This is a genomic window from Lactobacillus amylolyticus (assembly GCF_003999355.1).
Lineage (GTDB): Bacteria > Bacillota > Bacilli > Lactobacillales > Lactobacillaceae > Lactobacillus > Lactobacillus amylolyticus.
Genome location: NZ_CP031835.1, coordinates 527,632 through 548,488, shown reverse-complemented (window position 1 = coordinate 548,488; position 20,857 = coordinate 527,632). Strand labels below are relative to the sequence as shown.

Sequence of the window (20,857 nt, the reverse complement as noted above, 5' to 3'; positions counted from 1 at the left end):
TTATGCCAACATTTTGGTAAGTCTTTCTTCAAATTTTGGCAGCCATTTTAGTTGATAACCTGCCCGCGTAGGGTGAATCGGATCAGCCTTATAAAGCGCATCTTGTTTTTGAAAAGCAGGATCATGATACAAATCTAACAGTTCAAAATGATATTTCTTCTGCAGAGTTAAAGCACGATCGACCATTTTTTGATAAAGCGGATTATCAAAGGGAGGATTGGTATAAAGCAGTAACGGACAATGCCATTTTTTCTGTGCATTAGCAATGATAAATTCTAGTGCGCCAGTAATAGTCTTAGTATCAAAATTCTCATTCTCGACAATTTGTCCTAAAGGCTTATCCTTTGTCGCATCATTGGTCGACAATTGCAAAACGAACGCGTCTGGTCTATTAGCCGCTAAGAAGTTGGTGTAGAAGCGATTAATATATGAATCTGGATCATAATCGCTGCTGTTAGGATCTGTATTGCCACATAAAGTCGTACCATTTTCGGCATCTTTCACTGCCTGAATCCCATCCCTTTTCCAAAGATAATCAACAAATGATTCTCCTAATGCTCCATAGCCTAACGTCACAGATGAACCCAGAAACAGAACTTGTTTATCAAAAAGAGGTCCTTTAATGGTCTTCACATTGTTAACGCTGTATTTGCGGCTGTTGCCAGGCAGAGCAGCCAACTCGATATATTTGCGCTGACTCAAGGGATGCTTTTCAATGCTCTCTCTTAATTCCCAGACAGCAGGAGTAGATAAATCATTGTTTTGCTTAATCGAAATTAAAAAGGTTTCGTTGCTCATTTAATCTCCTTTCCTTAAAAACGGCATAACTGCCAGCCAGTCTCTAGCTATTTGCTCAGTCAACTTACGATTATAAAAAACACTGCGGAAAAATTGTATACCGCTTTTTTGACCAAACATAAGCATCTTTAGCATCATTTAGCTGCAATATCGGCGTATTTTTTATTATTTTGCCATGTTCTTCAGAGATCCTATGACCAGGGCCAAGCAGGCGCTCTAAAGCTGTATTGCCTACCGCTACAATCAAAGTTGGTTCAATTTCTTTGATCTCATAGTCTGAAAAAGGAGCATGAGCCAAAACTTCTTTTTTAGTAGGTTTGCGGTTGGGATATTTCACTACTTCCTTGTTTTCTCGTTTGCTAAAAACTTTTTTAACCGCATAAGGGCAGCTTCGAACGACACTCGTAATATAAACATCCTCGCGCTTTAATCCGATTGAGGCAATAGATTTCATCAATTCCTTGCGGGAATCCCCATGAAACGGAATTTGTGAAGCGAGTTCTTCATGGCCTGGTGCTTCACCTACAATCATCAAAGCCGGATGTTTAGAACCTGCACCCGCATTAAGTCCTTCTAGTCGCAGGTCTTTTGAACGCTACTTAACCAGCTGTTTTAAACTTTCAGGATAATTCATCTTTCAGATAAGAGACAGCCTTTCTCAAAACGCCCATTTTGCCATGCTCAACCAGATATTTTTCTGCATCTGTTAAATTGACCCACAGGTAATTTTTAATTTCTTCTGTTTGAATTTTGACCGTTTGATCTTGCAAGTATTTTGCTAAATAGAAGGTAACCTCTTTCCAATGCTTATTGAACATTTGGTATTGAATTTTTTGCACAAAATTAAAATCAAACTTTGGCTTCAAATTAACTTCTTCATGAACTTCGCGTTTTGCTGCTTGTTTCGGCGTTTCATCGCCTTCCAAATGTCCTTTAGGAAAGCCCCAATTATCATTTTTAATACTTTGAACAATTAAAAATTGCAATTCGCCCTCATGCTTGCGGTAAATTACCGCTCCAGCAGAATGTTCCTTCAGCATTGATTATCAGTCCTCCTTGTCTAATATGAATTCATTATAAAACAAAAGTGATTCCAACATGCGTCAAAACCACTTAATAATTTCATTTATTTTTTAGATAAGAAATTGCTTCAACCAATATTTCGTATAAATGACGTTCAGCAGGTAAATATTTTTTTGATTCAGATAAGCTTACCCACTTTGAATTGAGAATCTCTTCTTTTTGATCAACTACTTTCTGTGCGGAAACAAACTCACTCAGAAAGAAGCCAACTTTTTTAATCGTATTTTCTTCGGTTTCATATTCGATTTCACGTCGAAAATCAAAATCAAACTTCGGATGCAAGCCAACTTCTTCAGCAACTTCACGTTTTGCCGCATCTTCTTCTGTTTCCCCAGGTTCCAAATGGCCCTTAGGAAATCCCCAAGTATGATGCAAGACGTTTTCAACGATTAAAAACTTTGGTTCTTGCTCTTCCAGGCGGTATATAACGCTGCCAGCTGAGTGCTCATGAATCATAAATTATTCCCCCTCATTGCGATGGGCCTATTATACCAATAAATATAAAAAAATCACTATCTTGCAAAGCAAAATAGTGATTATCGCGTTGTTAACTAGTCTACCTCTACCTAGTTTGACACGATCAAAAACAAGATCTAAAAGATCTCATTTTTCTTTTTAGTAATTTTAATATATCAATTGATTGCCTTGGTGTCAAACAATTTTCGAAATAAAAAAGCAGTTCCGTTTGGAACTGCTTCTTTGATTGTAATTAACGACGAGCTTCAGCAATTCTTGCTGCCTTACCTTTACGGTCACGTAAGTAGTAAAGCTTAGCACGACGTACACGACCATGACGAACAACTTCAAGTTTTGCAACACGTGGGTCGTTTACTGGGAAGGTACGTTCAACACCAACACCTGAAGCAATCTTACGAACAGTGTAAGTTGCACCGATACCAGTACCCTTCTTCTTAATTACAACACCTTCAAATAACTGAATACGTTCGTGAGTACCTTCAACAACACGTACGTGAACACGAACAGTGTCACCTGCACGGAATTCAGGAATATCGTCACGAATTTGTTCTTTAGTTAATTCTGCAATTAATGGATCCATAATATATTTTCTCCTTCTTCGGCATTCATATCACGCCTCGCGCCCAGCGGAATACCCATAACTTATTTAGTGACATTTGTCACGATCATTAGTTTAACAGATTAGGCCAGCTTAATCAAGTTCCGCCTTAATTTGAGCAAGCATTTTCTTTTCTTCGCTTGTAAATTTTCTTCCTTCAAGCATGTCAGGCCGATGAAGATATGTCGCCTTTAAAGCTTGATAATGACGCCACTCATCAATTTTTTGATGATTTCCGCTCATTAATACATCTGGCACCTTTTGCCCCTCATAATCAGCGGGACGCGTATACTGCGGATACTCTAACAAGCCATGAGAAAAACTCTCCTCAACCGGAGAAGCAGCATTGCCCAAAATTCCGGGAATAAGACGCACGGTGGCATCAATCATGCTCATCGTCGGCAATTCGCCACCAGTTAAAACATAGTCACCAATTGAGACTATCTCATCAGCTAAATCATACACTCTTTGATCAAAGCCTTCATAGTGCCCGCAAATAAAGGTTAATTCATCTTCTTTGGCCCATTCTTGGGCCATTTTTTCATTAAAAGTTTTCCCTTGCGGCGCCGTGATAATAATTTTACCCGTCGAAGACAAAGAATTGAGTGCCTTTTTAATTGGCATGATTTGTAAAACCATCCCTGCTCCACCGCCATATGGCGTATCGTCTACATGGTGGTGAACGTCAGTCGTAAAATCGCGAAAGTTAACTAAATTTAGGTTCCACTTTTTGTCCTCTAATCCTCTGCCCAGCATTGAAGTTTGCAAAGGAGTAAACATATCAGGAAACAGCGTTAATACATTAATCTTCATCGTGTAAACCTTCCATCAGCTCTACATAAACCTTCTTTTGGTCAACATCTACCTTTTTCACAACGTCTTTAATATAAGGAATCCAGTATTCGTTGCCGCTATCTTCCTGTACCAGCCAAACATCGTTAGCCCCAGGTGATTGAATATCTACGATCTTGCCTAAGAATTCGCCGTTTTGATTATCAATCACATCGCAATTTAAAATATCGCGGTAATAATAGACTCCTTCAGGAAGTTCCTGCTGATTTTCTTCACTAACAACCAGTATTTTTCCGCGTAATCTTTCCGCTTGATCAATGTCAGTTATTTCATTAAATTTTACCAGCCAAAATTGTTTGAATGGACGACCACTTTTCACGGTCAATTTCCGCTCATGATCATCCTTTAGAGCTAATTTTGAGCCCGAACTAAAACGTTGCTCAGGAAAATCTGTAATTAGTGCTACTTTGACTTCACCATCTAAGCCATGAGTCGTTAAAATTTTTGCTACGTTATAAAATTGCATACTTTTTCTCCAAAAACCAAGTATAAAAAAAGTTTGAAGCACGCAGCTCCAAACTTTCTTTTAAGTAATTATTTAATTACTTGTTGTACTTTGCATCGTGCAACTTTTGCATAAGACCTGCACCTGAAAGAAGTGATCTTACAGTATCTGAAGGTTGAGCACCTTTTTGAAGCCAAGCAAAAATCCTGTCTTCGTCAAGCTTCAATTCCTTTGGAGTTGAAACTGGGTTGTAGTAACCTACTTCTTCGATGAAACGACCATCACGTGGCATACGTGAGTCGGCAACAACGATTCTGTAAAATGGCTTTCTCTTGGCACCCATGCGGTGCATACGAATTTTAACTGACATAAATTAATTTCCTCCTAAAACTTAACGATTAATAATATACCATTAAAAAGAAGTGGTGTAAAGGGTTTTTACTTAACAGTTAATTTTTTAAGAATGAAATCTCTTCATCTTCTTCATCCGCTTGCGTTTGTTCTTCTTAAAGCTCTTATTCATCTTTCTCATAGCCATCTTGGCCATCGGTGAATTCATGCCTGGCAAGTTGCTTAAGCCCTTCATGTTGCCTTTAGTAATCTTAGACATCATGTCCCGTGCTTGTTTAAATTGTTTGATCATTCGGTTGACTTCAACTACTGGTCGACCTGATCCGGCAGCAATTCTGCGGCGACGACTTGGATTTAAAATGTCTGGGTCTTCCCGTTCCTCTTCTGTCATTGAATAAACAATTGCTTTGGTATGGGCAATTTGCTTATCATCAATGCTTAAATTCTTTAGTTGCGGATTGTTGGCCATACCCGGAATCATCTTCATGATTTGGTCAAGAGGTCCCATTTTTTGCACCTGTTCCAGTTGATCAATGAAGTCATTAAAGTCGAAGGTGTTTTCCTTCATCTTCATGGCTACTTTTTCGGCCTCTTTTTGGTCATAATCCTGCTGTGCTTTTTCAATCAGCGTCAGCATATCGCCCATGCCCAAAATTCTTGAAGCCATCCGGTCCGGGTGGAAGTCTTCCAAATCAGTTAACTTTTCACCTTGTCCAGTGTAAATAATTGGCTTGCCTGTTACGGCACGAATTGAAAGTGCAGCACCACCACGGGTATCGCCATCAAGTTTAGTCAAGATAATGCCGGTCACATCAAGACGTTCATCGAAGCCTTTAGCAACATCAGTTGCGGCCTGACCGGTCATTGCATCTACAACCAGCAAAATATTGTCAGGCTGTGCGACTTTCTTAATTCGTTCAAGCTCTTCCATTAATGGCTCATCAATTTCAAGACGACCGGCCGTATCGATGATGACATAGTCGTTCTTGTTTTTATCAGCCTCTGCCAAACCATCTTGAACAATCTTAGCGACATCTTTTTCATCAGCCTCGCTATATACTGGCACCTTCAATTGGTCACCGATTTGCTTCAACTGGTCGACTGCGGCTGGACGATAAATATCGCCAGCAATTAACAATGGACGTGCCTTTTCTGTTTTTTGCAAATGATAGGCTAACTTGCCAACGGTAGTAGTCTTACCAGTACCTTGCAGACCAACCATCATAATAATTGTTGGGATATGCTTTGACTTATTGAGGCCAACAGCTGTTTCCCCCATCATTTTGGTTAATTCTTCATTAACGATTTTGATTACTTGTTGGCCAGGGTTAAGACTTTCTTGAACTTCTTTGCCAAGGGCTTCTTTCTTAATTTTCTTGATAAAGTCTTTGACAACTTTGAAGTTTACATCGGCTTCAAGCAAAGCAAGTCGAATTTCACGGCTGGCTTTGTTAATGTCTTCTTCTGAAATTTTGCCTTTGCCCGTCAGGTTCTTTAATGCTTTTTGAATTCTTTCGCTTAAATTTTCAAAAGCCATTGGGTTATTCTCCCCTCATTTGATTTAATAAATTAGTTAATTCTTTCTTAGCGGTCGAATTATGATCATTATCGATTGCAAATAAAGCATCAGCAATGACGTCTTCAATTTGATTGTAGTCTTTTTGCATATGAAGTTTTGCCTCATAATTTTCAAGAGCTTTGCTTGAGCGACGCAAATTATCATATACAGCTTGTCTTGAAACACCGTGATTATCTGCAATTTCACCTAGAGATAGGTCATTATAGTAATAATCTTCAAAATAACTTTGCTGCCCGGCTGTTAATAACGGGCCGTAATAGGCATATAAATCGCCTAATTTTTCATTCTTTGTGAGTTCATCCATATGATTCACCGTCTAATAGTATAGCAAAAAAGCAGCCCTTTTAGAATTAAAAGAAAAGAGAACCGGTTAAATCCGGTTCTCTTTATAGATAAAAGCAATTAATGCTTATAAGTTTTCATCCATGTGGAAAGTAAGCTTAGACATGTTGATTGATTGAATCATCATTTGACCCCAAAGCTTTTCGCTGTCCTTCTTAGTGTGAGCAACAGTAGCTTGGTTAGCTTTAGTAAGGTATTCAGTCAATTCTTCACCAGACTTGCCTTCAGCACCCTTGATAATTTCTTCAACGCGACCTCTGTAGTAACGGTTAAGTTCAGTTAAGTAATCAGTGTCAAGTTGAACAAATTGTGGGTAATGACTTTCAACAAGTGCAGCCAATGACTTGTAGTACCACCATGCATCGTTCATGTTGTAATCCATAGAAGTGTTGTTGTATGAGGGATCAGTATCACTCATGTTGGCAAAGAATGGAACAAATGGAGTGAATGTTGGTCCACCAATACATAACCACATAATTGCGGCACGATCTTCTGGAACATCGCTTCTAATTTGCAAAATATGAGCGTTTTGAGTTCTGTTCAAACCAATTGGACGGTAACGGTGCTTTTCTTCATCAGTACCCTTGCCAAATGGATCATAAGGTGTGTCTTGGTAGTGTGAACCAAGTGCGAATTGAATATCTTCACGAGTAATCTTCTTTTCTGCCTTACGGATAAATGGCAGATCTGGATCTTGCGGATCTTGTTCAATTGATGGGTTGAACAATTTTTGAATGTACCATTGACGGCTGGTGTTGTAGTGACGGTCTTGTTCAGTATATGTACCGAAGATATGGCGGAAATTCCAACCTTCATGATCAACATTTAAATGATGCTCTTCAACAAATTCTTGAATGCCTTCACTCCACATGAAATTGTCTGGATCGTCGAAGTTAACTTGTTCAATTGCAACTCTGTTGCCAGTAGCAGCATAGCAGTCATCAGGAATTCTTTGAGCTACCCAGTGGTGACCAGTAACAATTTCCATGTACCAGATTTCATCTTTATCACTGAATAAAACAGAGTTGCCGGCAGGTGAGCCATATTTTGCAATTAAGCTGCCTAAATATTTAACACCATCTCTAGCTGAATAAATGTATGGCAATACTGAAGTTTGCATACAATCTTCATCCAAACCATCCTTAACAAGTGGATCAAATGCTAAAGTTCTTTCATTGCCATAAGTTGATTCAGTACATGACATACATACGTTTTCTTGGTTAATACCAGATTCATCGTAATAGCCACGGTGCTTGTAATCAACGTTGGGTACAGCTGGCACACGTTGAGCATCTTCTGGCAAATCCATTTCAAATTTATTAAGCCATGACTTAATGTGACGGCCCTTTTCTCCATGAGCTGCAGGTTCAATGATAAACTTTTGTGGCGTAATTGGTATAAAAGTATCATCGTTACGAGCAATCATGGTAGTGCCATCAACAGAGGCTTTTTTACCAACAAGAATGGTAGTACATGCACTAGGTTCTCTCATAATCAATTCTCCTTAATATAATAGTTTATTCTTTAACTTTAACACTATACAAGGCCATGGAAAAGACCAATTGCATAATTAGCCGCATCAAAATCAGCTAAATCTTCTGGCTTTTCACCCAAGCCTACTAACTTAACCGGCAGCTTCATTTCGTTTCTGATTGCCAAAACGACACCGCCTTTTGATGAACCATCTAGTTTAGTCAAAACAAGGCCTGTAAGCTTGGTTGTTTTATCAAAATCCTTTGCTTGAAGCAATGCATTTTGTCCCGTTGAGCCATCTAAGACAAGCAAAGTTTCAGTAGGTTGTTCTGGAGCCAGCTTCTTAATCGTTCGTTGAATCTTTTCTAGCTCGCTCATCAAGTTTTTCTTGTTTTGCAAACGACCAGCAGTATCAACCAACAAATAATCTGCTTGCCCATCGATTGCCTGCTTAGTTGCATCGTAGACTACAGAGGCCGGATCAGCTTTTTCTGCACCAGTCACTACTGGCACATCAACGCGTCTGCCCCATTCTTCGAGCTGTTCAACCGCACCAGCTCTAAAAGTATCAGCAGCAGCCAAAATAACCTTCTTGCCTTGATCCTTGAATCTTTTAGCCAATTTACCGATCGTTGTAGTTTTACCGGCACCGTTTACGCCAACAAATAGATAAATATTTGGCTTATGATCTGGATTATAGTTGAGTTTTTCATCATCAGCATTGCCGTTTTGATCATAAAGTTCTACTAATTTTTGAACAATAACCTCTTTCAGCTGGTCACGCGTCTTTGCCTTTTGCAGCTTGGCCTCATCACGCAATTCATCAGTCAGTTCTTCAGCTGTCTCGTAGCCAGCATCTGATTCAATGAGCAGGTCTTCCAAATCATCGAAGAAATCTTCATCAACCGTTCTAAATTTTGCAAAAAAAGCATTCAGTTTTGCGCCAAAACCTTGATTGGTCTTCGCTAACCCTTTTTCATACAATTCCTGCTGCGTCTTTTCCAGTTCATCTTTTTCTTCCTCAACTTCTGGTTCAGTCTCAGACTCAGCTTGTTTCGGTTCAGTTGCAGCTTCTTCTTGTTCTGGTTCTTTTGGATGCTCAAATTTTTCTTCAGCTTCTTCAACTGACTTTACTTCAGGGTTAGTATCAGAAAGTTCAGTTGCTTGTTCGGCTTCTTGAGTTTCATCCTTTTTTTCTGGTTTTTGCTCTTGCTTTTCTCCTTCATCCTCTTTTTTGCCAAAAAGAGATTTCTTTATCTTATCAAATAAGCCCACTATTCTTTCACCTCATCTTTGATATCTTTTAATGATACAGAAACGACTTTGGAAACACCAAGTTCTTGCATCACTACTCCGAATAATTGATCTGCCTGCTGCATTGTACCACGACGGTGGGTGATGACAATAAACTGCGTATGCATATCGTATTTTTGCAAAAATTGAGCAAAACGAGCGACATTGGCATCGTCTAAAGCAGCTTCAACTTCATCCAGGACACAGAACGGTACTGGATTTACCTGCAGCATGGAAAAGAGCAAGGTAATGGCCGTCAATGCCCGTTCACCACCAGAAAGCAGACTTAAGCGTTGCAGCTTTTTACCAGGTGGCTGAGCAATAATTTCAATACCTGTTTCAAGCAAATTATCAGGTTCAGTTAATACTAAGCGTGCATTTCCTCCACCAAAGACAATTGGGAAAATCTTGGTAAAACTCGTTGAAATCTTGTTGAAGGTATCATTGAATCGTGATTGAACTTCTTGATCCAGTTCTGTCATTGATTGTTCCAAATCTGAACGAGCTGACAATAGGTCCTCTTGCTGTTCATTCAAAAAATCGTACCGCTTCTTAACGTTCTCATATTCTTCGATCGAATCCAAATTAACCGGTCCAATATCGTCAAGCGCCATTTGGTGCAATTTAACATCACGCTTAAGTTGCGCACGGTTTTGCTCAGTATTTTCACCTTTTGCCTGAGCAATTGCCGCTTCATAAGTCAGTGAGTATTCTTCATTCAACGTGTCCAATTTTTGATTCATCAAAGAATTCAGCTTAGCAATTTTGACAGAAAAATCTTTTTGTTCAGTTGCCGCATCTTTACGCAAATCATAGTTTCGACTAGCCACTTGATCAAGCTGGTCAATCTGAGCATCAAATTGACCCAATTTGGCAGCCAAGTCGTTTAATTCCGCCTGCAAGTGATCACGTTTAGCAGCAATTTCTTCTTGTTCTTTTTGAAGCTGAATTTTCTTTTGACTAGAAAGCTTTCGATTTTCAATTAGTGAATGCAATTTTTCACTAATCGACGTTAACTGCTCTTGCTTTTGTTTTAAATCGAGGCTCTTTTCTTTATACTGACTTTGCAAATTTTCCAATTTATTTGAATAAACCGCAATTTGTGGATCCAGTTGATTTAACTGACTTTGAACTTTTTCATTTAATGCCGTAAAGTTTTTGATTCGATCCTGAATTTCGGCCATTTTTGCTTTTTCATCTTTGGCCTCTTTTGCTAAATCAGCCTGCTTCTGTTTAGCGATTGCAATTTTATCTTTAATTTCTTTAATTCGTGCATCCCGTTCGCGCACTCTTGAAACAAAAAGCTCATTAGCATCATTTAAACGTTTAACTTCTTTTTCCTGATTTTGAAAACTTAAAGCGACTTCGTTTAACTCTTGGTTTATCTGTTGGTATTCACTCTGAATCGTCTTCAATTCATCATTAGATTGCTCTGTTTGTTCTAGCAATTTATTTAAATCTGCCTGATCAGAGTCAAAATTTTTCTGCAACTGCTGCAATTTATTAGTTAAAGCATTAATCTCGGCAGTTGTCTGCAATGGTGAATTATTGCGCTGGTTTTTAACCCCACCTGTCATTGAACCACCTGGAGAAATAACATCTCCATCAAGAGTGACTACTCTATAACGTCCAATTCGATTGGAAATTGCTAATGCCGATTCGATCGTATCAACAATAATTACGCTGCCTAATAAGTAATTGATTGCCGGTGAAAGAGCAACTTTACTATTACTAGTAACTAAATCGCTGGCAATCCCCTTAAAGCCAGAGAATGATTTTAGAGTTGTAACAGTGGAAGCAGGAATATGATACTGTCTTAAGCCATCCAAAGGAAGAAAGGTTGCCCGGCCTGCATGATTTTTCTTTAAAGTATTAATTGCATCTTTGGCCCGGCTGCGAGATTCAGTAACCAAGTCCTGGACTCCACCACCCAGAGCGGTGGTCATTGCTGCTTCAAGTTCTGTTGGAAACGAAATTAATTCTCCAATTGCCCCCACTACGCCAGGATATTGGGACAAATGATTCAGCACATTACGCACGCCATAGTAATAGCCTTCATGCCGTTTTTGAATATTGCTTAAGGCTTCTTTGCGGGCATTTACTTTCTGCAGTTCATTGCGTTCACTAGCCACAATCTGTCGTAAAGCATCTTGCCGATTCTCTAAATCGTGAGCGTTAGTCGTTAGCTGCTCCAGACGATTCTTAGTCTGTTGGCGCTTTTTAGTCAGTTTTTGCCCCTCAATTCTTAAACGCTCAAGCTCATCTTGTGCCTTTTTCAATTGACCTTCGATGTTGTTATTATTGTAACTGCTGTCGTCATTGTCACGCTGAAGCTCGGTCTTTAAATAAACAAGTTGATTGTTAACTGAAGTTTGTTCTTGCAGCAGATCAATATAGTTATTACGCTGATCTTCCAGTTGCTTATTTAACTGATTAGGATCTTCTTTTAGTCTCTTAACTAATTGATCTCTTTGCTGCTGAAGTTTTTCCCGCTCAAGATGAATCTTTTTGGATTCTTGTCCTAAATTAGTCAAATCCATTTGTAAAGCAGCAATTGACTTTTTTAGATCTGCAATCTGATTTTGATATTCATTTTTAGTAGCTTCATTGAATTGCTTTGATTGCTCTGCAACCTGCAAATTAGTATTTAAATCAGACGCTTGTTTGGTAAAGTCGAGCAGCTTTTTTTGAATTTGATCGCGCTTATCTTGCAATTGCTTATATTCATTGCGCTTTTGCATTACTGCTGCTTGAGATTCTTTTACTTCAGTATCAAGCTTGGTTAAAAGCACTTGATTCTTGTCGGCCGCCTGCTTGATTTTTTGCTTCTGCTGATTCAAATCTTGAACTTCAAAAGCAAGCAATGTCTTTAATTTCGAATCCAAACCTGCCTTTTGAAACTTGTATTCTTTTGCAAGTGAGCTCTGTTCATGCAAAGGTTCAATTCTCTGTTCAAGTTCTTTGACCAAATCATTAATTCTAACCAAGTTTTGATTAGTCTTATCTAGCTGTGCATTAGCGATCTCTTTTTGCTTCTTAAAATGAAGCACGCCGGCAGCTTCTTCAAAAATATCTCGCCGATCTTCAGGACGCGAATTTAGGATTTGATCTACTCGTCCCTGAGAAATAATTGCCAAACTATTTTGTGAAATACCTGAATCCAGGAACAGTTCACGCACATCTTTTAAACGAACGCTTTGATTATTAATTAAATATTGGCTATCGCCAGAACGCAAAATCCTTCTTGTTACTGAAACTTTGTCGCTCTCAAAGTTTAACTGTCTATTCTTGTTGTCAAAAACAAGTGTTACTTCTGCACTGTTTAATGGCTTGCGAAACTCGCTTCCTGCAAAGATAACATCCTTCATGTTGTCCCCACGAAGCGTCTTTGCGCGAGATTCTCCCATCGCCCATCTAATTGCTTCAGTAATATTGCTCTTACCGGAACCGTTTGGACCTACAATTCCTGTAATTCCACTACCGAAATGAATAGTTGTTTTTTCTGCAAAGGATTTAAAACCATCAATAACTAATTCTGTTAATGGCACGCCCTCTACCTCCTATTCAAGTTCATCCAAAGCTTTTTTGGCAGCCTGCTGTTCAGCTGCCTTCTTATTATGTCCCTCACCTTGAGATTGAACATGATCATTGATTTTTAATTCAACAACAAAATGCGATGGCAATTGACTTTCACTCAAAGTAACGTATTCGATATTTACTGGACCATCTTTTTGCAATAATTCCTGCAAATCAGTCTTGTAGTCACGTGATGCATCGAATTCACCTTTATCGATTAAAGGATAAACCGTCAAATGAAGGAAATGCGTAACAGCCTTCATCCCTTGGTCAAGATAAAGTGCACCGTTGAAAGCCTCAAAGACATCTTCAAGCAAGGTTTTACGATGACGGGCTCCTGCCTTTTCTTCACCTTTGCCCAAGTTGATTTCATCTTGAAAACCACATTCGATCGCAAATTCTGAGAATCCTTCCGTTCGCACGATATTGGATCTCATTCTGGTTAATTCACCTTCATTTAAATTTGGGTAATGACGGTAAAGATAATCTGAAACGGCTAATTCAAGAACCGCATCCCCTAAAAACTCTAGCTTTTCATAATCCCGAACGCCTTCTGGATGTTCATTAGCGTAAGAAGAATGGGTAAATGCTTCTTCTAATAACTTTTCATTGTGAAATTTAATACCATATTTTTCATTTAATTGTTTAAGAAATTTTGTGCTAACCATGATTTTTGTGCCCTTTCATACTAATTGATTATACCAGTTTTAAGAAGAGACAAAAATAGCCTGGATCAAAGTCCAGGCTATAAAAAAAGTATTTTGCAAAGTATTGCAAAATACTTTTTTAAAAACTTGCTTATTTAACGAAGGCAACATCGTTCCAGCCAAGAGTAGTACCATTCTTTTCTGAGAGACCAGTAAGTTTACTATTAACAGCAGTAATTGAGTAGGAGTTAGTAGTTGGTACAACGTAAGCTTCATTGAACATGTACTTTTGCCATTCGTACAATACCTTACGACGGTAGTTATCATTGAAAGCTTTAGCGCTATCTATTTCGTTAATAAGTTGGGTATTACGCTTAGTTACGAAACGACTGAAGTTAAATGGAGCACGCTCACCGTAGAGGTCAGCTTGAGATAGTTCAGCAGATAATGACCAGGCACCTAAGAACATATCAACACCTGGGGCATCGTTTTCAATCTTGTCGTAGAATGAGTTAAATTCAATCAAACGACCAGTAGTAAGCTTTACATTCAAACCAATCTTCTTCCATTGTTGAATGTAGTTTTGAGTGATAGCTTCTTGTTCTGAAGAACCACTCATAGCTGCTAAGTAAATAGTCAATGGCTTGCCGTTAGGTTGTACACGGTAAGTGCCCTTCTTCTTGTAACCAGCCTTGTCAAGAAGTTGGTTAGCTTTCTTCAAGTTGTAGTTGTAACCTTTAATACTGCCGTCGTAGTATTTACCAAATGATTTAGGAATCAAAGTATTAACTCTGAAGGTCAAGCCATTGGTGTACTTCTTTTCAACTTGGTCAATGTTCATTGCATAAGCAATAGCTTGACGCAAAGCCTTGTTATTCATCTTGGAGTTCTTGTTCATGACACACTTGCCAGCCTTCTTGTCCCATTTACCAACCTTGAAGGCAAGGTAGTCGTATGACAAAGGAATAGTAGCAATAAAGTGGTAACCCTTGGTATTCTTAACTTGTGACCATTGAGTATTTGGAACATCGATGATATCAAACTTGTGTGATTTAATAGCTTGAGCAGCAGAGTCAGTTGAAATAACTGATTCGACAATCTTGCTGATGTGTGGCTTACCCTTCCAGTAGTACTTGTTTGGAACCCAAGTTACAGATTGACCACGAACAATCTTAGAAATCTTGTATGGGCCAAAGAACAAAGGACTCTTACGTACTTGATCTGAAGATTCAAGCTTGCTCATCGGAACATTCTTTAAGTAGTGATATGGATCAGCTTCCATCCAGAAGTAACCGGTACCAATCATGTTCATACCTGGGTGCATTTGGTAAAAGTGAATAATTACAGTATTACCATTTGCACCATTAGGCATTTCAATACCAGAAATAGTCTTAGCCTTGCCAGCATGGAAAGCTGCCATACCTTTAATGTCAGCAAGGTCAGAAGTGTAACGTTGTGTCCCACTCTGTGGTGAAGCCAAGATTTCGTATGGATATTCAATATCCTTAGCTACAACATTCTTACCATCGGACCATTTAACACCTTTTTTAATTTTAATAGTGATAGTCTTAGCTTTATAGTTAATCTTGAAAGTACATGCACCTTTATTATCGATGTTATAGTTCTTGTCTGCGTGGAACAAAGATTCATCACCGTACTGAGCAACTGTTGAGTCAACTGCATCAGTTGATAAAGCGTCTTCAAAGATACCCTTAAATGGAGTATCAGTTTCAATAGCTACTTTTAATGTACCACCGTTCTTCTTTGCTTTAGTTGGTACAGCTTCTGGAAACTTTACTTTAGCAGCATTTTGGTTACTTGCATTATTGCTCTTGTTGCCACAAGCAGATAATGCTAAAGCAGCACTGGCTACCAAACCGATTGAGCCTAAAAATTTCATAATTCTCATTTGATATAACCTCCATATTTGGATCAAGTTGATGATTAAATAGTAGCATGAAATGAACAAAATGTTAAGCTAAAATTAAAATATTTTTTTGATTTTTTAATTAATTCTTTGATTAGTTTTCTCTTTGACGAGCATCAGCAGCTTTACGTAAAGCAACACCAACATAGTTAATACTTAATGAGATTACTAGCAAGAAGATAGCGGCTGGCAGCCAAAGCCATGGACGCGTAGTTACGTTAACTGGGTCGTTAGCAAAACCAATCAGAGTACCAAGTGATGGTGTTGTTGTCGGCAAACCGTAACCGATGAAGGAAAGTCCGGTTTCAATACCAATGTTACCAGCAACCCCTAAAACAGCATCAATGATCACCATAGAACTAATATTGGGCAAGATTTCACGATACATAATTTTCCAATCGCTTGATCCCGATGTCTTGGAAGCCAGAACGTAATCTCTCTCTCTTTGAGACAAGACAAAGCTTCTGTAGTATCTAGCTTCTCCGGTCCAACCAAAGATTGAAATCATGGCTACTAAAGTAAAGGCGTTGTAGTTAGGAATAACACTAGCCAAAACAATTAAAATTGGGAAATCTGGCATGATCTGAATGAAATCAACAATTCTCATGACAATATTATCAATCACACCGCCATAATAACCTGACAGTAAACCGATAAACAAACCAACAATCAAAGAAATGATGGTAACTGATACACCAATCATGATTGAGTTACGACCACCCATGATAAGCAGTTTGAAAATATCACGTCCACCTTGGTCAGCACCGAAGATGTGACCATCAACGCCCCAGCTATCGTAAGAAGACATAATGTCAGTTGCAGTAATTTGACTCTTGTTTAAGAATAATGAACCAACAAAAGTGAACAACAAACAAGCAACAACAATAAAGAATGCGATTCTGGCAGAAGGAATCCGCCAAATTTCCTGCCAAATGATCTTAAAACCAGATGGAGGAGTCTCTTTTTGAGGCTTTTTTTGCTTTTTATCTTTTAAAGATTTATTTTTAGCCATTTTTCTCCTCCTCTACTGAACTCTAATTCTAGGGTCAACAATACTCATGATGATATCGGACAACAAGTTACCAACCAAAGTTAAAATACCATAAATCAAAATTAAGGCAGTTAACGTCGTATAGTCACGTTGTTGGACTGAGTTCATAAACAGTTGTCCCATACCAGGATAACTGAAGATCGTTTCAATAATAACAGATCCACTCAGAAGTCCAGTAATGGTGTTACCAAAAAAGGCAGCGATTGGCAATAATGAGTTTCTTAAAATGTGCTTGTTGAAGACGACTTTTTCAGGAACACCTTTAGCACGGGCAGTTTTAACATAATCCTCAACTTTGTTGTCACTAATTCCGATCTTCAAATACTGAACAATACCAGTCGTTGAAATAATGGCAACCAAAACCGCTGGTAAAATCATGTGATAAATTCGACTTCCTAAAACGCCCCAGAAACCCGAGGCACTCCCGGAAACTGAGCCTGAAATTGGGAACCAGCCAAGAATATAACCAAACAGCCATAAACCTAAAATATAAATTACGAAGCCTGGGATGGCAAAAGTAATGTAGTTAAAGGCTGAAATAACTGTATCTTTCCATTTGCCTTCGTAACGACCAGCGGCAATACCCATTGGTACGGCAATAAGGTAAGTCAGGATAACTGTTAATAATGAAAGCCAAAAAGTATTAACGGCACGGTCAGCAATTAAAGAAGTTACAGGAACTTGCTGAATGTAACTCGTCCCAAGGTTACCGTGGAACAAATTGTTAACCCATCTGCCGTATTGAACCCATAATGGATCATACAAACCGGCTTCACGCTTTAAACGAATAATTTCCTTTGGGTCAGTGTTTGGATTAATCAAACCAGTGAAAGGATCCCCAGGCATCATCTTAGCCAATGCGAAAACGATAATACTCAAAACAATCAGTTGGGGGATCATGATCAATAAACGTCTTAAAACTGTCTTCCACATTTTTTAATTACTCTCCTTCAAATTAGCAACTTCTGAGGCAGGCAAAGCAACGTAGTGCGTTGGGGAAACCTTTTGTAATGGGAATACCCGTCCATCTTTGTCATACCATTTCTTCTGGTCGTTTTGATATTCAGCTTCAACGGCCAAACGGTGTTTCTTGTGTTCTTCACGGTGTTCAACATCTACTCTAGGAATAGCTGCTAATAACCGCTTGGTGTAAATGTGAACTGGATTATTATAAATGTCTTGTTTAGCACCGACTTCAACCAAACGACCACGGTTCATGATCGCAATGTTTTCGGACATATGGCGAATAACACCTAAGTCGTGAGAAATAAACAAATAAGCAATGTCATATTGTTGTTGAATGTGCTTCATGAAGTTCAAAACCTGAGCTTGAACTGACAAGTCAAGCGCAGAGGTTGGCTCGTCGGCAACAATCAACTTCGGATTCGTAGCAACGGCACGGGCAACGCCGATTCTTTGCCGCTGACCACCAGAGAATTCGTGTGGATATTTATAAATCGCATCACCAGGCATTCCTACGATATCAAGCAGTTCCTGAACACGGTCACGTTCTTGATCAGTTGTTAAGTTTTCAAAGTTTCTGATCGGCTCAGCAATTATGTCTTCAATTCTCTTTCTTGGGTTCAAACTTGACATTGAATCCTGGAAGATCATTTGGACATCCTTGTTATAGTTAAGCCGGCGACGGTTGGAAGCTTTGGTAATGTCTTTACCTTTGTAAATAATTGAACCAGCCGTAACTTTTTCAACCCCAACAATTGCTTTACCAGTCGTCGATTTGCCTGAACCTGATTCACCAATCAAGCCGTAAGTTTCACCTTCATTAATGGTTAAGTTAATGCCATCAACGGCTCTTACATAATCGGTAATCCGATTCCAGAACCCCGACCGAACTGGGTAGTGAACTTTTAAATCCTTAATTTGAATAATTTCTTTTGACATAGATTACTCCCCGCTTACTGTCTTTTCTTGATCTTTAGCATCTTCATCTTCGAAGTGGAATGTCTTCCAGCAGGTACATCTTACCCAGTGCCCTGGTTCTACTTCATGAACTTCTGGATTCTTTTCATGAGCACTTGCAGGAATCCAAGGAATTCTTGAAGCAAACCGGTCACCAGTTCTTGGCATGTCCTTTAATGAAGGAACAATACCATGAATAACATGTAAATCAGCACGATCATCATCTGATTGCGGAATTGAGTTCAAGAGTGAACGCGTATATGGATGAAGTGGATGTTCAAAAATTGTCTTAACATCGGATTTTTCAACGATTTGACCAGCATACATAACTGCAACTTCATCAGCAGTTTCAGCAACAACACCCAAGTCGTGCGTAATCAAGATAATGCCTGATTGTGATTGTTTTTGAATCTTTTCTAGTAGATCCAAAATTTGAGCCTGAATAGTAACATCCAAAGCAGTAGTTGGTTCATCTGCAATAATGATTTCTGGCTTACATGCAATTGCCATTGCAATAACTACACGCTGACGCAAACCACCTGATAATTCATGTGGGTACATTGTGTACATTTCTTCAGGTTTTGGCATTCCTACTTGATTAAACAATTCAATAACCCGTGCATGACGAGCTTTTTGATCCATATCAGTATGGTAGTAAAGAGTTTCAGCAACTTGGTCACCAACACGCATTAACGGATTCAAACTGGCTAATGGGTCCTGGAAGATAATACCGATCTTGTCACCACGAATTTTATTAAAAAGCTGCTCGTTCAAGCCAACCAAGTTTAATTCATTATAAAGAATGTCCCCGGTTACTCGTGTATTCTTATGGTCATACAAGCCAATAATACTTGAAGCAATTGTGCTTTTACCGCAGCCTGATTCACCAACAATGGCCAAAATTTCATTACGTTTTAAAGTTAAGTTGATATCGTCAGCCGCATCATAAAACTTACCTTGCAGACGGTATGCCGTGTGCAGGTGCTGAATATCTAATAAGAGATCGCTCTGCTTCTCCAAAGGTCATTCCTCCATCTCAATCGGTACTTTTATTAAAAGGTACTTAAATTCTTTGATTTATTTTTTAATTATAAACGCAAAGCCATTCTGATGCAAATCCAGAACGGCCTTTTTTCAAAAAATATTTTCAAAATATTAAGCTTGATGCGCTTTTATGTAGGCTACAGCGTCACCCACAGTTTTAATTTTTTCTGCATCTTCATCAGGAATTTCAGAGCCAAATTCATCTTCAAGCTGTAAGATAAATTCAACCAAATCAATTGAGTCGGCGTCTAAATCTTCAGTAAAACTAGTATTTTTCGTGATCTTAGCCGGATCAATTTCAAAATTGTCGGTAATTAAGTCTTTAATCTTATTAAAAATTTCTTCTTCTGTCATTTTTAACACGCTTTCTAATTTTTTGCTTATTTTTTACAATTATTTTTGACTAAACTTTTCTTTAATTTCGCCAATTAAATTTTCATCTAATATCTTACCAATTTGCTTCAAAGTATAATAGATGGGACGCTCATTTGACCGACCATGCGTTTTGACTACTGGAGCGTTTACGCCCATCAAAACTGCTCCACCGTAGCGCGCCGTATCATATTTATTCTTTAAATCATAAACGGCATTTTTAATCATTAAAGCACCGAGCTTAGTGACTAAGCCATTATTTAGCAAACTATCCTTTAATGAATGAAGCAGAACGCTTGCCATGCCTTCAATACTCTTTAAAGCAATATTGCCGGAAAAGCCGTCCATCGCGGCAACGTCCGTCTTGCCGGTCATTAATTCGTTGCCTTCAATATTGCCAATGAAGTTCAAATCACTATCCTGCAGCAACTTATAGGCCTCTTGGTGGACGCTATCGCCCTTATCGCTTTCAGCACCATTATTGAGCAAAGCAACGCGAGGATGTACAATGCCGCGAATTTTTTCAGCATAAAAAGCTGCCATTTCAGCCCATTGCAAAATATATTCAGGCTTAGTTTGGGCATTGGCACCAACATCGATTAAGTTATAGCCCTTATCAGAATTTTGTACTGGCAAGGTTGGCATAAGACCTGGACGAGCAATACCTTTAATTCGGCCAATGATAAAGATGCCGCAAGCTAAAAGCGCACCAGTGTTGCCCATTGAGAACAATGCATCAGCTTTTCCTTCTTTAACATATCTAGCAGCAACAACCATTGAAGAGTCTTTTTTGGTACGGATGGCCTTAACTGGTTCATCTTCATCGTTAATCATTTGACTAGTCGGCACAACTTCTAATTGATCATTAATTTGATCAGCTGGCAGAGTCTGCCGAATCTTTTCCTTATCACCAAATAAAATAAATTTAGTATCAGGCATTTCAGGTATAACTTTAATAATGGCATCAATAATCGCCTTAGGCGCATTCTCGCCGCCCATAGCATCGATTGCGATTCTCTTCATTAATTA

Annotated in this window: 20 protein-coding genes and 1 pseudogene; all 21 read right to left on the bottom strand. The window is 38.8% G+C overall.

All coding sequences use genetic code 11. From position 1 onward, the window contains the following. Positions 1-798 carry an SGNH/GDSL hydrolase family protein gene (locus D0Z64_RS02850; protein WP_080881302.1) on the bottom strand — a complete coding sequence of 266 codons (798 nt, stop codon included), beginning with the start codon at positions 796-798 and terminating at the stop codon, positions 1-3. Beyond that, a pseudogene (locus tag D0Z64_RS02845) lies at positions 799-1,381 on the bottom strand (uracil-DNA glycosylase). 37 nt (positions 1,382-1,418) lie between these two features. Continuing rightward, positions 1,419-1,838 carry a bis(5'-nucleosyl)-tetraphosphatase gene (locus D0Z64_RS02840; RefSeq protein ID WP_006351490.1) on the bottom strand — a complete coding sequence of 140 codons (420 nt, stop codon included), beginning with the start codon at positions 1,836-1,838 and terminating at the stop codon, positions 1,419-1,421. Positions 1,839-1,920: 82 nt separating this feature from the next. Continuing rightward, entirely contained in the window at positions 1,921-2,337 is a 417-nt protein-coding gene (locus tag D0Z64_RS02835) for a bis(5'-nucleosyl)-tetraphosphatase (RefSeq protein ID WP_080881301.1), read from the bottom strand. A 253-nt stretch (positions 2,338-2,590) separates the two neighbouring features. Next, positions 2,591-2,938: a 50S ribosomal protein L19 gene (gene rplS / locus D0Z64_RS02830; protein ID WP_006351492.1), complete on the bottom strand. Its 348-nt coding sequence runs from the start codon at positions 2,936-2,938 to the stop codon at positions 2,591-2,593. Between the two features lie 111 nt (positions 2,939-3,049). Continuing rightward, positions 3,050-3,769, bottom strand: coding sequence for a tRNA (guanosine(37)-N1)-methyltransferase TrmD (gene trmD / locus D0Z64_RS02825; protein ID WP_080881300.1), 720 nt, complete (start codon positions 3,767-3,769; stop codon positions 3,050-3,052). Then, entirely contained in the window at positions 3,759-4,274 is a 516-nt protein-coding gene (gene rimM, locus D0Z64_RS02820) for a ribosome maturation factor RimM (protein ID WP_127345576.1), read from the bottom strand. The genes trmD and rimM overlap by 11 nt, the downstream gene beginning before the upstream one ends. Positions 4,275-4,350: 76 nt before the next feature. Next, positions 4,351-4,623 (bottom strand): 30S ribosomal protein S16, encoded by a 273-nt coding sequence (gene rpsP, locus D0Z64_RS02815; RefSeq protein ID WP_127345575.1) that lies wholly within the window; start codon positions 4,621-4,623, stop codon positions 4,351-4,353. An 87-nt stretch (positions 4,624-4,710) separates the two neighbouring features. Beyond that, entirely contained in the window at positions 4,711-6,141 is a 1,431-nt protein-coding gene (gene ffh, locus D0Z64_RS02810; RefSeq protein WP_127345574.1) for a signal recognition particle protein, read from the bottom strand. Positions 6,142-6,145: 4 nt separating this feature from the next. Continuing rightward, entirely contained in the window at positions 6,146-6,487 is a 342-nt protein-coding gene (gene ylxM / locus D0Z64_RS02805; protein WP_080881298.1) for a YlxM family DNA-binding protein, read from the bottom strand. Between the two features lie 105 nt (positions 6,488-6,592). Further along, entirely contained in the window at positions 6,593-8,017 is a 1,425-nt protein-coding gene (locus tag D0Z64_RS02800; protein ID WP_127345573.1) for a C69 family dipeptidase, read from the bottom strand. A 44-nt stretch (positions 8,018-8,061) separates the two neighbouring features. Beyond that, positions 8,062-9,273, bottom strand: coding sequence for a signal recognition particle-docking protein FtsY (gene ftsY, locus D0Z64_RS02795; protein ID WP_127345572.1), 1,212 nt, complete (start codon positions 9,271-9,273; stop codon positions 8,062-8,064). Continuing rightward, on the bottom strand, positions 9,273-12,839 hold the full coding sequence (gene smc, locus D0Z64_RS02790) for a chromosome segregation protein SMC (protein WP_127345571.1): 3,567 nt from the start codon (positions 12,837-12,839) through the stop codon (positions 9,273-9,275). The genes ftsY and smc overlap by 1 nt, the downstream gene beginning before the upstream one ends. A gap of 12 nt (positions 12,840-12,851) precedes the next feature. Beyond that, positions 12,852-13,535, bottom strand: a complete 684-nt coding sequence (gene rnc, locus D0Z64_RS02785) for a ribonuclease III (RefSeq protein ID WP_006351501.1) — start codon at positions 13,533-13,535, stop codon at positions 12,852-12,854. A gap of 130 nt (positions 13,536-13,665) precedes the next feature. Beyond that, positions 13,666-15,423, bottom strand: coding sequence for an oligopeptide ABC transporter substrate-binding protein (locus tag D0Z64_RS02780; RefSeq protein ID WP_080881294.1), 1,758 nt, complete (start codon positions 15,421-15,423; stop codon positions 13,666-13,668). 112 nt (positions 15,424-15,535) lie between these two features. Next, positions 15,536-16,453 (bottom strand): ABC transporter permease, encoded by a 918-nt coding sequence (locus D0Z64_RS02775; protein WP_080881293.1) that lies wholly within the window; start codon positions 16,451-16,453, stop codon positions 15,536-15,538. A gap of 12 nt (positions 16,454-16,465) precedes the next feature. Further along, complete coding sequence (opp4B, locus tag D0Z64_RS02770) at positions 16,466-17,425, bottom strand: oligopeptide ABC transporter permease (protein WP_080881292.1); 960 nt, start codon at positions 17,423-17,425, stop codon at positions 16,466-16,468. 3 nt (positions 17,426-17,428) lie between these two features. Beyond that, a complete protein-coding gene (locus D0Z64_RS02765; protein WP_080881291.1) occupies positions 17,429-18,394 on the bottom strand; it encodes an ATP-binding cassette domain-containing protein in 966 nt (321 codons plus the stop codon). 3 nt (positions 18,395-18,397) lie between these two features. Next, the gene (locus D0Z64_RS02760; RefSeq protein ID WP_127345570.1) at positions 18,398-19,432 is read right to left on the bottom strand and encodes an ABC transporter ATP-binding protein; all 1,035 of its coding nucleotides are present in this window, start codon (positions 19,430-19,432) and stop codon (positions 18,398-18,400) included. A 135-nt stretch (positions 19,433-19,567) separates the two neighbouring features. After that, positions 19,568-19,810: an acyl carrier protein gene (gene acpP / locus D0Z64_RS02755; RefSeq protein WP_040456874.1), complete on the bottom strand. Its 243-nt coding sequence runs from the start codon at positions 19,808-19,810 to the stop codon at positions 19,568-19,570. Positions 19,811-19,849: 39 nt separating this feature from the next. Beyond that, positions 19,850-20,851 (bottom strand): phosphate acyltransferase PlsX, encoded by a 1,002-nt coding sequence (plsX, locus tag D0Z64_RS02750; protein ID WP_006351508.1) that lies wholly within the window; start codon positions 20,849-20,851, stop codon positions 19,850-19,852. Between the last annotated feature and the right edge of the window lie 6 nt (positions 20,852-20,857).